Here is a 13,799-nt window from a genome sequence, read left to right as displayed (position 1 = left end):
TCTCATTACATAACTATTCCTTAATTAACAATGTGATAAAACGATTTCGTTTTACGTTTTTCACTGGGTTGATAAAATTGTGTTCGTCTTCTCACTTCGTTTCACGTTGTAGTGAAAGGAGAAAAGCCACGGAAAATGCGCGTTCAGGACGTGTTTTCGCGCGCGTCACTTGGTACTCGTTTCACTCGTACACAAGTGACGCCGCGCTCCTCTGCTTTCAATGCAAACGTGGAAGATGCCCAAATGTTCCAAATGGTCATACCCGCGTTGCAAAGTTCGCAGCAGCCCTTCAGCGTCAGTGCGTAAAGAAAAGTGAAAACGATACGGCCGAAACCGTAATCAGAAAATGCCAGAAATGGCTTTGTAAAAGAAAGGACCTTTATCGCATCGCGATCTTCGTTCTCAAAGGTTAAACGAAGTTACCGCCCGAAGGCTCCGTCTCTCAGGTCATGACGGTTTTGGCAGCGCAATCACCCGAAGGCGTCCCTCTCAGATTGCCGGGACATTGGCGTGTTGCTAAAGCAACGGTACAGCAGCAGGAATGTTAGATCGTTATGAGATCCATTTTCAAGTTTTATCAGTGGTCAGAATTTGTGTGCTGCCCGAAGAATCTTTATAACCCGCCTTTTAAGGCTCAGCTAATGCCAGATTAAAGCAAAAATCAATCTGGCATTATGTTTAGAATGATTTATTTGATTGGTAGCTCTTCATAACTGGTTATGACTTTATTGACTATTCCATAGTCGAGTGCTTCATTTGGTGACATCCAGTAATTACGGTCCGTATCTTTTTTAACTTTATCAAGTGGCTGGCCAGTAGCCTCTGAGATAAGTTTGTTTATGCGATCATGCATTCTGATTATCTCTTTAGCTTCAATTTCGATATCAGAAGCAGGGCCTCTTACTCCCCCCATTGGCTGATGGATCATAAAGCGTGTGTTTGGCAATGAATAACGATGTTCTTTTTTGGCAGCTAAGAAAATTGTGATTCCTGCGCTTGCCACCCACCCTGTACCGATTATATGCACATCAGGCTTTATAAATTTTATGAAATCATGAATAGTATCACCCGATTCGACATGACCACCCTGGCTATTAATATACAGTCGGATAGGGTCATGACTGATGCTTTGCAAAAGAACTAACTGAGTGACAACTTTTTCAGCCAGTGTTTGGTTAACTTCCCCTGAGATAATTATTGAGCGCGATGAGAGAAGCTTGTTTTGCAAGAATGCTGAGCCTTGTGATTCTGTTGCTTCATTATCCTTCTCAACTTCTTTATCACTCATTAGCATTTTGATTCCTCCGATTTATCGCATTGATGTTGTAAATCTGTATGACGAACAGAAGCCTTGCAGTTATATCATATGGTTATCACTGTGATGCTAATAAGAAAAATGTATTTCTTTTACTAGTGCTATTTCTATTGGTGGTTTTCCCTGAGCCTGATTAGAAGTATATATTTTAAGCCGCTTTTGATAGTGTGGCTCAAATTACAAGCATTCTTTTACGTGACTTTTACTCCATATCCAGATCTCACACCAGTAACACATTGATTTACATGCTTAGTTGCCGAATCTGGTTTAAGAAGCCGATTGTACAAAAATTTGCCAGGTAAACTTTTTTTTAGTAGTGTTTAAGGAGTGTTAAAGCAGAATTATGAAGGGGAAGAGCATGGCCAGCGACTGGAATGAAGAGCTCGATAAGTACGAGAAAAATCGTAATTTCGGGGATGACTTAAGGGATTCATTGATTACTGCAGGATCAGTTGCTTCAAAAATCATCTCATTTTTCCCAAAAAGTAACTCAGATGTATGCGACAGTATTGATTCTCTTAGGAAAGAGCAAAAAGACAGAGAAGATAGGGTTTGGAAAAGGAATAATTATATCGATCCGTTTGATAATTCTAACAATTAAAGATGCGTTACCCTCCAGGTAACGCATCTTTCTTGAGAAACCCTTATCCTTTTCCTTTTGTCACCACATCCATAGCTGCTTTCTTAGCTAACCCACCTCCCTGCTCACCAGCTGATTGCGCTGGTAAGGCGCTTTTTTCCAACAAAGCGCCAATAGTGCTTCCAATATTAACGCCAATCCACCCAAGCATCCCTACCCAGAACGCCGGAAATACCACGTACATCATTCCCAGCACCATATTCATGATCCAGCCGTCACGCGGTGAGCTGAGGAAGTCTGCAATAGGCTGCCCTGATGCCAGGCCGCCTGCCGCAAGGTTTGAGTAGAGAATGGTGATCAGTCTGTCATCCAGCCAGCCCGCCAGTGCCCACCAGAACGTGATGAACTGTAGGGCAAACAGCGCAAACGAAATCGTTACTACTGTCTTTGGCTCATAAGCACTGAACATCATCAGCACGGGGATGACAATGATGATCATCATCTGAAGCAGCGCCTGTATCATCGGCAGCGCCTGCTTGAGCGCATCAAAGCCCGGCAACGCCTCAACCTGCTTCATGCCCAGCCCGACAGTAGATGCAAACCGCGACAGGCTACCTCCGATACCACTCGTTGTGTCCGCACTGCCGGACATGTAGGTGACGCCGCTGCCTGAAATTTCTGCGTTGCTGGGGCTGACCAGCCAGCGCAGTGCCGGCTCTTCCCACTGTGTGCCAGGGAACTGGCGCTGAAGCTCTTTTCGGGTAGACTCGCTGAAGCTGGCCAGAACACGCTTGCGCAGTCCGTTGCTCCCGTCAGACCACCAGGTTTTGCACGTCGGATACCCTCCCTGGCCGGTATCCGGATAACCGCTGTCACGACTGCTGTTGTATGGCCACTGGCTTCGTGGCGTCATGGCCGTGTAATAGTCGTAATAACCTGAGGTGTTGAGGAAATAGTCGCTGCCAATCCAGCCGACTGAGTTGATGGTGGCGTCGCTCAGCTGGCTGTTGCTGTTCTTTAACTTAAAGTAGGCCCGTGAGTAGCACTGGTTTGCGAAGTCCTGGACCTCCTGCAGCACCACCGGGTCGCGCAGTTTGGTGTTCTGAACGTCAAAGCGCAGCTGCCGCAGCTGCGTGCCGCAGGGTATGGACGCTATCATCGCCTGCGTGGTGCCTTTCGACATCGCATGCAGCAGATACCACCACACCGGCACCTCAGCCGTGCGGCCGTCGAAGTCATTTACCAGCCCTTTATAGCCGGAGTTCTGCGGCGTCGGTACGCTGAAGCCGCACTGTTTTGCCCGCGCGTCGTCAAACTTTATCGTACTGATATCCACCGGCAACAGCGGAATGCAGCAGACCAGCATGACCACAAACGAGACATAGATGGCGTGCTCGATGCGCGGCAGCGCCAGAACGCCTTTGTTGCCCTCATCAGCCCCTTCCTCCCGGACCTTCAGCCACACGCCGAGCACCTTAAAAACCAGCGGCAGCGCGAAGAGGCCAGTGCTGCTGAGGATGCCCCACATCGAGTTATTGAGGACCCAGCCAAACAGGATGAGGAAGTATTCCAGGTAACTGTTTGCCGTCATCTCAGCCTCCCTGAACCGCATTTGACCAGGCCACGTACTCCGTGGCCAGAAGATAAATGATGGCAAGGCGCTCCAGGCGCGGCAGGCCTCCGGCAGCGTCCGGCCAGCGCTTAAGCAGGCGACGACGTAGCTTCATAATCCAGATGCATCCGATGAAAACGTACATGCACAGTCGCCAGGCAAACATGGCCCAGCGGCTGTCGTAAAGCCACTTCTGAAGAAGGTGGCCATCGGGGTCATACGCCATGAACACCGATGCCAGTCCCAAAATCGCGCCCACTGCCAGAAACGTGTAGAGGAATATCAGTAGAATGCGGCCGGTGTAGCCAATGAGGAATCTGAGCTTCATGTCAGTTGCCTCCCGGCTGAGGCTGGCCCATCTGACTGAAGCCCTGGTCCTGATTGCCGGCTTTCTGCTGCAGCTGATTGTCCTGATTACGTTCCCCTTGACGCTCAAGCGTGGTCAGCAGGCTGTTGCTGCTGATGGATTTGCGCAGCTCCATTTCGTTGCGCAGCGCGTTCAGCTCGCGGTCGAGCGCATCCACGCGGCGGTCACCCTCGGCGATGGCCTCAGGCTGTTCGGCCGCGTTCGGCTCAGACTCACCGGTCGTCAGCATGCGTCGCATGGTGAGTGCCGCCTCAACCGTGTCAGCCATGGCCAGTTCACCCGCCAGTCGCTGCACCAGTGCGGCCCTGTCCGGGTCATCGCGCAGCGCCTGAATCACGCCGCGCGTGACGACAAGGCTGCCGGTTTTGAGCGCGGCCAGATTATCAGCCGTGGGCTGCAGCTGACCGTTAACGAGTTTGCTGAGCTGCTCCAGATTGGTTTTGGTGGCGTCCTCCAGAACCGGCGAGAAGCCGGTGCCGGCAACGGTGCTGCCCGGCTGGTTGTCTGCGCCGCCGCTGGAGCATTCGCTGGTTTCACGGCAGGTGCGGATAGAGCGGTCGCCGAGAACTTTCACTACGGCCGCAGCGGCTTCATCGGAGGATTTGTAGCGCTGGCAGACCGTACCGTTACAGCTGGCTGACCCGACGCTGCTGTTGCTGGTCACCGGCAGGCTGTTCATCATGTTATAGCCGGCTTTTGCCAGGTCGCGCGTGGGCTGAATCGCCGGCTGTCCCTTGCCGCCGCGCTTCTGGCCACCGACCCAGGTCACGCCTTCCTCACCGGTAGCCTTCTGCAGCTTCTGGTCGCTCGATACCGCATCACCGCCGCTCGATGCCACGATGTCTTTATACTCTTCAGACACGGCCGCCTGCTGCCACTTGCTGCCCAGGGTGTAGTCGGCCAGCTTTTTCGACATGTTCTGGCAGTTGAGCTGGGCCTTGTCGAAGTTCAGGCCTGCCTGCAGCACGCCGTTGGTCAGCATTTCATACAGACCCGGATTGGCACGCTGAATGGCCATCGCCGGCATGCTCATCACCGCGCCGGTCGCGCCCTGAATGACGTTGCCCATGAGGTCCTTAAATCCGCTGGTGATGCCGTTGAGCTGGTTACCGACCGTGGTTTTCAGGTCAAAGTTGCCGCACATCAAATCACTGCTCCAGCCGCCGTCCAGGCCGAGGCGCGACATGTTGCTGCGCGTTGAGGGCGGGGAAATCACCGAGCCGCCGCCGATGGAGTAGAACAGACCGTCGTTGATGGCGCCGCTGACGCCGGCACCTTGTGAGGAAAGCGTGGTATCGATGGCCAGTGCCGGCATCGCCAGGGAAAGCAATAATGCGCCCGTGGCCACGCACCGTTTTTTAACGCTGAAATTCATCATGCTGTGTGTCCTTATGAAAAGTCGGTGCTGTACAGGAAGGTCTGGCCACGTCGCTTACAGCAGCTGTAGGGCTGCCAGAGCGCCCAGGCGTAATCGCCGTTTTCCGCCGTCTGACCACCCGTATCCGGAAAGACCGCGCAGCTCTGCGACAGCTGGGGCGAAAGCCGCTGCCACTTGTGGTTTTTTGTGCCGGTGTTTTCGGTAACGGGGTCCGGTGGCCAGTACCCCGGAGACCGCTGGCCAGTCAGTGGGTTATAGACGTGCAGCTGTCCCTCACGGGTGATGATGTCGGCCACGCGCTGAACCACAACGGCCGCCGACTTGTAGCTGTCGGTCTGCGTCACGAAGCCGCTGCGGGGATAAACGTTGCCCCACATCTCGCCGGCAAACGTATTTCCGATTTCACGCTTTCCGGGGATGAGCGCTTCCGGATAGAAGGACTCCGGCACGCCCGTTCGCCACGCGAGGGAGTCCATGGCGCTGACGAAATACGGCACGAACGGCGTGACGGCTGTGCGGCAGGAGTAGCCCGGCACCATGCCGCCGATGAGCGACGTCGCCGGGTGGCCATACGCATCGCCATAGTAGAAATGCAGGTTCTGCTTGCGCATGCCCGGAGCCTTCATCTCCTGACGGCCACCGCCAGCTGGCACGCCGGCGAGACCGCCCGACACCAGCCTTTCAGCGCCGCTGGCCGTGGAACTCACGGCAGACATTTCGGTCCACGGATTGTCGCCCGGGTTAAGGTAGGCAGAGACCACGGCTTCCGGGATGTAGTGGGTGACTTTGACCGAGGTTTTCACCGTGCAGCCAAAGGGGGTGCAGAGCAGCCAGTAGCAGATGCCGCTGATGCGCCAGCTGATACAGTCCGGACTCATGGCGCTGGAGACCAGGCTCGCGGTGTTCACACTGGCAAGCGTGCCGGTGCAGGTAAACAGCGTGGCCAGCAGCAGCCGGCGCGGACGGGACAGGCGCATGTTCACGGCTGCTTCTCCCGCCAGGCATCGAGTTTCGCCCGCGCTGCGGCGACGTCGGTTGTGCCGTATACCACCCATTTATCGTCAAACACCACGGCAGGGTACTTTTCAAGCCCGAGTGACCAGGCGTGTGCGACGCCGGCATAGCTCGCCGCTAAGGCCTGCTGATTCTGGCGGAACGCCGGTGAAGCGATGACCGCCTGAGCCTGCTGCTCAGCCTGCGACGGATTACTGGATAGCGGGCCGAAGAGTTCAGCCTGAAGGCGATCGGGTGCGTCCAGTTCGGTGACAGTGATGTCCGGGCTCAGTTCGCCGGTGACAGGATGTGCATGGTCGGTGTAAATCACGGTGCCGGCGTGGGCTCCGGTAGTCAGTAACAGAACGGCAAGGCTGCAGAGGGGGATTTTCATGAAGGCACTCCCTGAGTGAATGATGCCCTCAGGGTGCGGTTTTAGCGCGTAAGGTTCAGCAGTTAACTCTTAAACCGGAAATCATAATTCTGTGGGATGATTGCCAGAGCGGCGTACGATAGTAAATAATTACGCAGAAAAATCATAAAGTATGGAAAATGCATGCCGATAAGAAAATAAGCGAACTGGTAAAAAATGGTTCGTGTTTCCGATAAGTTTATTAGCAAATTCATTTTGGGGCCCCCTGGCCCCTTTTTTATCTGTTATTTCTGACTGTCAGTCTCATTTGAATGCCGCCATTCAAGATAATCCAGCTCCCGGAAAAATCCCGCAGCGGCCGCTTTGCGCTCAATCATCGCACGCGTCTCACCCTCATAAACTTACGGTAGCCAGTCCTCAGGGATGCTGTCTTTTGGTCGGGGCTCAGTCTTCTGAACAGCTGAAGCGCTGTCGTCTGCTGTGTGCAGAGGCCGGTATCCGCCGGGCTGTTCCCATGTTTTTCGCTGCCAGGCATCCAGCTCCTCTTCATCTGTATTTGTGCAGTAGACAAGGTATTCTAAAATTTCCTGCGTGAGGTTTTCAGGGGTTGCGCCGGGAAGGGACTCAAGTAAACGAAGACGGCTGGACGCCATGAACTCCCGCTCTTCCTGCTCAGAGGCAGCAAAATACTCGGTCTGGTCTTTTATAAGCTGCAGGTATTCGGGCGATGCTTTGTAAGCTTCCAACTCCTCCTCGTGAATTCTTCTCTCCTCAGCCCTGCGTTCGCGGGCGACGCCGGCCTCCTCGATCCCCGCAGCCACGACGTCAGCCCAGTCGCCGGATTCAGGTGACTGCGTACCCGCTACTCCGAGCTGCTGATTAAGGAAGGTCAGAAGGTTACCGTCCTCCGGCTCGATAGCCGCCCCTACGTCATCAGCCAGGCTGTCAGCACTGATAATCCCGTGCAGGCCGTTCCTTTCCCGACCGGTGCTGGCGCGTTCAGCCAGGTAACGCTCACTCCACGCCTGGCCTTTCGCGCGTTTACCGGCACCTTCAAGGCTGGTCGTGTATTTCATCAGCCAGACGTGGATAAAATGCTGACGATCAGTTGCACACGCTGTGCTGATATCGTGAAACCGCTGATAAAATCCCTCATCGTGGCCGCAGTCCATGCTGTCACCTTCATGTGCCACCTCGTGCTCCGTCAGGCTGAAAAGGCGACTGGCCGTTCTGAGCGCTTCGGTTTTAAGCTGACGCACGATATCAGTGTTATACGCGATGTACGTCTCACCGTCCGTCCAGGCGTCGGCCGACGTCGACTCGCCCAGCAGAATCTGGAACCGCACGCCGCCGTAAGCCCGGGAGGTGCTCCCGCGCTCGCCGCCCGAACACACCCGGGCATACTGGGCCAGGCAGTAGCGCAGCGCCGTCCAGGCCCTGCGGGTTTCCTTATCCAGCGTCGTTTCACTCACCATCTGCGTGCGGTCGACAAAGTTCGCGCTGAGCGTATCAAAATCAATGAGCTGCAGCTCTGAGCTGAACGGCATTCCCCAGCGGCCGGAAGACGGCAGCTGTGCGCGGTACGCGATGAGGTTGTCGCGTACGCGACGCATGTAGTCCATAAAATCATCCGTGCCGTCGCAGTTAAAGCGCGTCAGCGTCACCGGGTGAATGACCGGCGCGATGCCGGCACGCGCAATGAGCTCCCCGCGCGGGACGTCCCGAGCATACTCAGCCACAGTAAAACAGTTTTTATCGACGGCAGAGGGGTAGTAGCGGCATTTGCGCAGGAAGTGCTCCAGGGTGACGTGCTGTTTGCCCGGGAGCAGCGTAATCACCTCTTCGCCGTTAGCCAGCTTCTGCAGGTCTCCCTCACCGGCAAGCAGCGCCCGGGCGGTTTTCTCACGGCGGGCCTCGGTTTTACGGTGGCTGCCGGTATTGTCAGAAAAGGCCTGCGCCAGCCCGCTGAATTTTGCTGCTATCTGCTTCCAGACCGTGCAGCTCTTGCGCAGAATCTCAGTCCGCGAAACGTTGAGCGCAATGGCTTTTTTACTCACGATAAGGCCACCAACGCCCCAGTTGTGGCCCGGGTCGTGCCGCACAAGCACGCCCTGGTTATAAATGGATACGGCACCGTCCTCCCGCAGCCGATACCAGGCTGCGTCATCTTCAGCATCCCATTTTTCCAGCTCAGGTTTGCGCGTGATAACGTTGCCGTTGAGGCTGACCGAGACGGGCGTGTAACGCACCAGATCACGAATTTCCTGCATGCAGGACATACGCTCCTGAGTGGACATCGGCTCATACCAGTCACCACTGATGGCACACCCCTCCTGAATCTCTCCCGACTCTGTCAGTTCATATTCATAACCCATTACCCGCGTGTCGACTTCCATCTGCCAGCGCTGTGAGCGCCAGACGGTCCGGGCATGTGCCATAATCTGGCCACGGCCGAGGCGAAAGCGGCCGTAGGTGGCATCGCCTCCACGGTGTGGCGTACCGAACCGGCCAAAAAAGCGTTTCACATCGTCATGTGAAGCAAAACCATGACCGTCGTCACGGCAGGTGAAGCCCTCCGGGGTAATCTCCAGAATGACAGCGCCCGCGCCGGCATCGACACTGTTCATGATGAGTTCGATAAGGGCTTTGGCCACTGAGCCGGCCTGGCTGTATATGATGTGGTGAATGATTTCGGGGTCGAGTTCGAAGGGATGTCGCATCAGAATGCTCCTGTAGTGGTTTCAGAGCCATTTTCCTGATGCAGATTAAGGGTTAAATGAAGAAGTCATAACGGGGTCTGAATAATAACTGGCACAAACTAGCCAGGTATGATGACCGAGAATGGCTCATTGAAACTCGAAGGCAGCATTGTAGAATCACTTTAACAAGGTGGCCTCTGGTACCGTGCCGCACGACGCTGCCTGAAAGTGATGGACGGCTCAAGATAGGATGCGGAAAAATAATTGATGCCAGTAGGCGTGAGCACTGCCTTAATATGGCGGTAGATGTAAAGCCTGATGATCGTCGCACCGAAACAAGGCACTTGTATGAAGCATGACAAAGCTACAATGAAAGATATCTAGGTGAATAGTCGGGTTATTAGTTGTTGGCAGCGTCAAGTCCGGAGAAAACACATATCAAAATTTCACATTATCGTTTTATTCTCTCACCGCTTATTAACTTTTTCATTAGCTAGAAGCATTGCAGCTAAAGTGACGGCCGAAATGACAATCCAAATTATAATAAGCCGGACGAAATCAACTCTGACAGCCGGGAAATCAGGTGGAAAAAAAACAGAACTGAAACCAATTGCGGACTCTAAACCGTTCTGTCCTACTATTCTTATCCAAGGAGGAACCACCCCAGTTGCTGCAATTGAGAGGAAGAAAAAAACAGCTATTGTCTTCTGCAACTTATTGAACTTCATATGAATGCCGCCAAGTTTATTTAACTTCCTCAACTTCTACAGGCTGACCCATCCCCTCAACTTCAAGAAAGTATCTGAAACCGTCAGTTTTTAGTTTGGCTCTAGGCCGAAAACTGTAACTATAGCTATAAGTGTAAGAAGCAAGCTTCCACTTACTGCCATCATCAAATTCGTAGATAAAATCTTCATCCCAGCCTTCAAACTCATCAGCAAGGAAGGAGTCCTTGATAGTTTGCATAAATCTTGCCTTAAGAAATTATCGTTTCCAGGTTAATTCCAAATCAGTATGAAAATCAGTGGGTTTGATTTTAACTCCTTCCCCTCGCTTGATTTTAGATATAACATTACCAACGTTAGAACCGGTAGAGATTGCAAGCTGGGTGTTATCTGTAAAAGTAATAATCATCATTTCTGTTTGATGCACTGCTGAGGGGGTATCCTGATACCCAATTTCCACTGACTGAACTGTTTTGCCGATAAGCTCATGTGCTTGATTAATAGGGAAATTTGCCCCAACGGATAATTTTTCATTGAATTTTGGAAGAGTCATTTTTATACCCCTAAGATTAAGATTAGTATAAATTTAGCACCGATAATACATCTTCACCATGTAAAAAATAAAATGTTAATACTTGACGATGTGGAAGGAATGAGTCCTAGGATAACCTATGCATTCTATTTACCTTCATATCTTCGGGTTGATCTTGTTTGATTGATGCAAATGCGAAGATCAAGGGCCATCTTAATTGCTCGGGTCACCCTAGAAAGTATTGCCTAAAAGGAACCTTTGTACTAGTGTAAAGATTGCTCGAAAAGCTGCTTTAAAAGGAAACGTACATTATTCCGCCTGCGGAACACAAATGATTTATTAATGGTGAAAGTTCTGAAGGCGCAGGTTTCCACCACACCCAAATTAGACGTTAACATCAGTAGTATGGAATACCCCTTAAATAGCGGAACTCATTATGCTCCAAACTCTATGAGCTTGACATCCCGTTGAAAATTTCTGCTCTCTATTAAAAAACAAGGTAAAAAATGGCAATTACTATTTATTCTCAGAGATTTAAAAGCGAGCTGGATAAAGAACAGCTGGAAAGATTATATCTAAAAAATGTATCAGATAATTTAGAAGGCTTTCGAAATTTCGTTCATGAAGATGCAGAATGCCCCATGTGTAATGTTACGGGTGCACATTATGTGTCAGAAGGTTATTCAAAAAAAACCAATAAAAAAATTAAGCAGGCACATTTCGCATTTAAAAAAGCGGACAGCACTGATGCACATAGAGTTTTTTGCGACTATTATACTGGTCAAGACAAAGTCATGGATTCAGGTGGTGACGCCTTTATCAAATTTGGAAAAGATGGTTCAAAAGTTACGATGTTAATTAGGGAATTGGTTTGCCGAGGCATCGAGCACAATTTTTTCAATCAGCAAGATATTAGAAATATGAGAAGGTGGTTTGCTGATCTGCGAGAGTCGGGAAATGTTGTTATCAGTTTTAGTCCTCATGTAATTAAACTTCTTAGCGCATCATTTTATGGCCGGGGGGAAGCTGATAAATATGAAATTGAGGACGGAAAGCAAAAAGAAACATGGTTTGATATAAATGATGAAGTATATAAATCATTAAGATACAAATATTCTTCCTTTCTTGGTATTGATTTAAACGCTAGGGAAAACCTACCGCTCAATAGACTATACAGCAAAACTTTAACACATCGGGCATATCGTCTTGTTTTAAGGGATAGTGGAATAAGGGTATTTGACAGGCGAGAGCTAAATGATAAATATGTGGCAGCGATGAAACTATCGACAATCTTAACTAAGCATTATGATTTCCTAAGGGTCAAGTTTACCACTCCGCTCTCAATAATGAATAACAATCAACTGCTTGCTTTTTCTGCTTTGCTTCTATTCATATCTGATTGGGATGAGGCTATAGCCAGTGATAAATTTTTTATGATTGCCAATGCTGCAAATTCACTTCTCCCTGATGCGGGAAATGTTATCGGTATGAATCCGTTCATTCACTATGAAGCATGGAAAATAATTCACCGCGTTCAAGATTTGGCTGGTTCATTACCTGACTTATCAAATATAAATGAAGATTTTTTGGCAGAAAAACAGCGGTTAACTGCACTGTACGGACTAAACAGGGAAAAAAATTAAAATGATTTTTAGAAAACGAAAACCGACCGACAGAATCAAGGATGTGATGCAGTTTGTTGAGTACGTAAATAAATGGAAGCTCAAAGGCGATTTTCCGACTGCATTTAGAGGGCAAGCATTTTATGGTTGGGTTAGTAAACCAAAACTGTTCCGGGGTGAAGGGAGAATCTATGAAAATGAGAATCGTGCTATTAGAGACATAGTATCCATTCATCCATCTGAGTTTGAGTCTGATAAAACAATGTTTGATCGTTTAGTGAGGATGCAGCACTTTGGCCTTCCAACAAGATTAATGGATGTTACGCAGAATCCGCTTGTAGCACTTTGGTTTGCCACCGAAGAATATATGTTTACGGAAAATAACAAATATTTTTCTGAGGGACCTAAAGGCGGGGTAGTAACAGCCTATTTTGTTCCGGATTCCAGACAGCGGTACTATGACAGTGATCGCGTAAGTTGCATGGCAAATGTAGCTAATTTGAGCGGAGAGAGTAAGGATATTCTATTTGATTTGGCTCGGAAAAGCAGTGATCCCCTTAGCTTTATTGAGAATAGTAAAAATGCTAAAAAAAACAATGGGTTTAACAAGGACGTGCTTGATGAGCTTTATTATCATATAGGAATGGAGAAGCCTCATTTTCGGCCGCTAATGAAGCCTCATGACTTACTTAGACCTATTTACGTAAAGCCAAAATTAAGTAATAAGAGGATAATCGCTCAGTCTGGTGCCTTTATGCTTTATGGTTCGAAAACCACGACCTTAAAAACTGCTGAAGAAGTTTTGCCAACACGCAGTGTGTACGTAGCTGCTGAAGACAAAGATGTGATACGCGGACAGCTTGAACGTTTAGGTATTTATGAAAGTATACTTTTCCCAGAGATAGAGAAGGCGGCGAAATTTATTACACGCAATTATGCGAAAATGTTGCCCACTGATGATGATTTGATTTAGTAAGGTTCCGCCCATACATTTAATGAGATTATATATTTATGTGTTTCAACTTTTATTATGTCGCCTTTTTGCACTAAGGAAACACACAGGAAATCAGAATAAGACACTAAAATATAAAAACTTTTATAAAACTTAATACCAGCGGGCTCTATGCCGCCCGCACCCGCAGCCTCCGTTCCCGCCCGACACCACACACCGGTGCCGGGCGATAACGGAGTGTCTGATTAATGACACATCTCAGCCTCTGTTGCGCGGTCTATCTCCTTCAGCACCCACAGCATATCTGTCGCATCTGGCACGCAAATATTCCAGCGGATGCCGGTCCTGTAATCCCCCTCGGTTGGCCATAGCGTATTGCCCGTGACGGTAATGAGAATATCCAGCGCCTTGTTATTGGCTCCGGAGAGATGCACGGCCGTGCAGCTGCGGCGCCCAACGCGATGCGGATAGACCGATACCAGCAAGGGATGTTCAAGGCGCTGACCTATCTCCTCCCGGAGCTGCACGATGGCGCGGTTATCCGTCTCACCAACCGATGCCTGCCCCTGCGGCGGGACGGTAAAAATGACAGTGGCGATTAAAGCCTTGTCCCCGACAACCCGTGGCGGTGCCATGGTCAGTTTTTTCATA

At 50.3% G+C, this 13,799-nt stretch carries 12 protein-coding genes and 1 pseudogene; 3 read left to right on the top strand and 10 right to left on the bottom strand.

The annotated features are described in order from the left end of the window. Positions 1-688: 688 nt before the first annotated feature. Entirely contained in the window at positions 689-1,288 is a 600-nt protein-coding gene (locus NYE92_RS10955) for an ATP-dependent Clp protease proteolytic subunit (RefSeq protein ID WP_409035019.1), read from the bottom strand. A gap of 385 nt (positions 1,289-1,673) precedes the next feature. Between NYE92_RS10955 and NYE92_RS10950 the strand changes: the two genes are divergently transcribed. Beyond that, complete coding sequence (locus NYE92_RS10950) at positions 1,674-1,916, top strand: hypothetical protein (RefSeq protein WP_194761777.1); 243 nt, start codon at positions 1,674-1,676, stop codon at positions 1,914-1,916. A 43-nt stretch (positions 1,917-1,959) separates the two neighbouring features. On the opposite strand, the gene NYE92_RS10945 is transcribed toward NYE92_RS10950, so the two are convergent. The 8 genes and pseudogenes from NYE92_RS10945 to NYE92_RS10910 form a co-directional block, all read right to left on the bottom strand. Further along, complete coding sequence (locus tag NYE92_RS10945) at positions 1,960-3,486, bottom strand: conjugal transfer protein TraG N-terminal domain-containing protein (protein ID WP_259018968.1); 1,527 nt, start codon at positions 3,484-3,486, stop codon at positions 1,960-1,962. Between the two features lies 1 nt (position 3,487). Next, positions 3,488-3,835 carry a hypothetical protein gene (locus NYE92_RS10940; protein WP_194761775.1) on the bottom strand — a complete coding sequence of 116 codons (348 nt, stop codon included), beginning with the start codon at positions 3,833-3,835 and terminating at the stop codon, positions 3,488-3,490. A gap of 1 nt (position 3,836) precedes the next feature. After that, a complete protein-coding gene (locus tag NYE92_RS10935; protein ID WP_409035025.1) occupies positions 3,837-5,189 on the bottom strand; it encodes an integrating conjugative element protein in 1,353 nt (450 codons plus the stop codon). Between the two features lie 74 nt (positions 5,190-5,263). Beyond that, positions 5,264-6,229: a TIGR03756 family integrating conjugative element protein gene (locus tag NYE92_RS10930; protein ID WP_228525986.1), complete on the bottom strand. Its 966-nt coding sequence runs from the start codon at positions 6,227-6,229 to the stop codon at positions 5,264-5,266. A 2-nt stretch (positions 6,230-6,231) separates the two neighbouring features. Further along, positions 6,232-6,639 (bottom strand): TIGR03757 family integrating conjugative element protein, encoded by a 408-nt coding sequence (locus tag NYE92_RS10925; RefSeq protein ID WP_259018967.1) that lies wholly within the window; start codon positions 6,637-6,639, stop codon positions 6,232-6,234. Between the two features lie 263 nt (positions 6,640-6,902). Further along, a pseudogene (locus tag NYE92_RS10920) lies at positions 6,903-9,338 on the bottom strand (ATP-binding protein). Between the two features lie 723 nt (positions 9,339-10,061). Then, a complete protein-coding gene (locus NYE92_RS10915) occupies positions 10,062-10,283 on the bottom strand; it encodes a hypothetical protein (protein WP_194761770.1) in 222 nt (73 codons plus the stop codon). Between the two features lie 18 nt (positions 10,284-10,301). Continuing rightward, positions 10,302-10,595 (bottom strand): hypothetical protein, encoded by a 294-nt coding sequence (locus NYE92_RS10910; protein ID WP_194761769.1) that lies wholly within the window; start codon positions 10,593-10,595, stop codon positions 10,302-10,304. 485 nt (positions 10,596-11,080) lie between these two features. Between NYE92_RS10910 and NYE92_RS10905 the strand changes: the two genes are divergently transcribed. Both NYE92_RS10905 and NYE92_RS10900 read left to right on the top strand, forming a co-directional pair. Continuing rightward, on the top strand, positions 11,081-12,217 hold the full coding sequence (locus NYE92_RS10905) for a hypothetical protein (protein ID WP_259018965.1): 1,137 nt from the start codon (positions 11,081-11,083) through the stop codon (positions 12,215-12,217). A 1-nt stretch (position 12,218) separates the two neighbouring features. After that, on the top strand, positions 12,219-13,169 hold the full coding sequence (locus NYE92_RS10900) for an FRG domain-containing protein (protein ID WP_194761767.1): 951 nt from the start codon (positions 12,219-12,221) through the stop codon (positions 13,167-13,169). Between the two features lie 224 nt (positions 13,170-13,393). Here the strand turns inward: NYE92_RS10900 and NYE92_RS10895 are convergent, their stop codons facing one another. Next, positions 13,394-13,798: a hypothetical protein gene (locus tag NYE92_RS10895; protein ID WP_194761766.1), complete on the bottom strand. Its 405-nt coding sequence runs from the start codon at positions 13,796-13,798 to the stop codon at positions 13,394-13,396. Between the last annotated feature and the right edge of the window lies 1 nt (position 13,799).

Source organism: Pantoea sp. B566 (assembly GCF_024793925.1).
GTDB lineage: Bacteria > Pseudomonadota > Gammaproteobacteria > Enterobacterales > Enterobacteriaceae > Pantoea > Pantoea ananatis.
Note: the sequence above shows the minus strand (reverse complement) of the source record. Positions and strands in the feature narration are given on the sequence as shown.

Bases quoted from the DNA above. Each gene is read 5' to 3' on its own strand.
- NYE92_RS10895 (WP_194761766.1), bottom strand. From the start codon at position 13,798: ATGAAAAAACTGACCATGGCACCGCCACGGGTTGTCGGGGACAAGGCT.
- NYE92_RS10940 (WP_194761775.1), bottom strand. From the start codon at position 3,835: ATGAAGCTCAGATTCCTCATTGGCTACACCGGCCGCATTCTACTGATA.
- NYE92_RS10935 (WP_409035025.1), bottom strand. From the start codon at position 5,189: ATGCCGGCACTGGCCATCGATACCACGCTTTCCTCACAAGGTGCCGGC.
- NYE92_RS10945 (WP_259018968.1), bottom strand. From the start codon at position 3,486: ATGACGGCAAACAGTTACCTGGAATACTTCCTCATCCTGTTTGGCTGG.
- NYE92_RS10900 (WP_194761767.1), top strand. From the start codon at position 12,219: ATGATTTTTAGAAAACGAAAACCGACCGACAGAATCAAGGATGTGATG.
- NYE92_RS10930 (WP_228525986.1), bottom strand. From the start codon at position 6,229: ATGCGCCTGTCCCGTCCGCGCCGGCTGCTGCTGGCCACGCTGTTTACC.
- NYE92_RS10905 (WP_259018965.1), top strand. From the start codon at position 11,081: ATGGCAATTACTATTTATTCTCAGAGATTTAAAAGCGAGCTGGATAAA.
- NYE92_RS10910 (WP_194761769.1), bottom strand. From the start codon at position 10,595: ATGACTCTTCCAAAATTCAATGAAAAATTATCCGTTGGGGCAAATTTC.
- NYE92_RS10955 (WP_409035019.1), bottom strand. From the start codon at position 1,288: ATGAGTGATAAAGAAGTTGAGAAGGATAATGAAGCAACAGAATCACAA.
- NYE92_RS10950 (WP_194761777.1), top strand. From the start codon at position 1,674: ATGGCCAGCGACTGGAATGAAGAGCTCGATAAGTACGAGAAAAATCGT.
- NYE92_RS10915 (WP_194761770.1), bottom strand. From the start codon at position 10,283: ATGCAAACTATCAAGGACTCCTTCCTTGCTGATGAGTTTGAAGGCTGG.
- NYE92_RS10925 (WP_259018967.1), bottom strand. From the start codon at position 6,639: ATGAAAATCCCCCTCTGCAGCCTTGCCGTTCTGTTACTGACTACCGGA.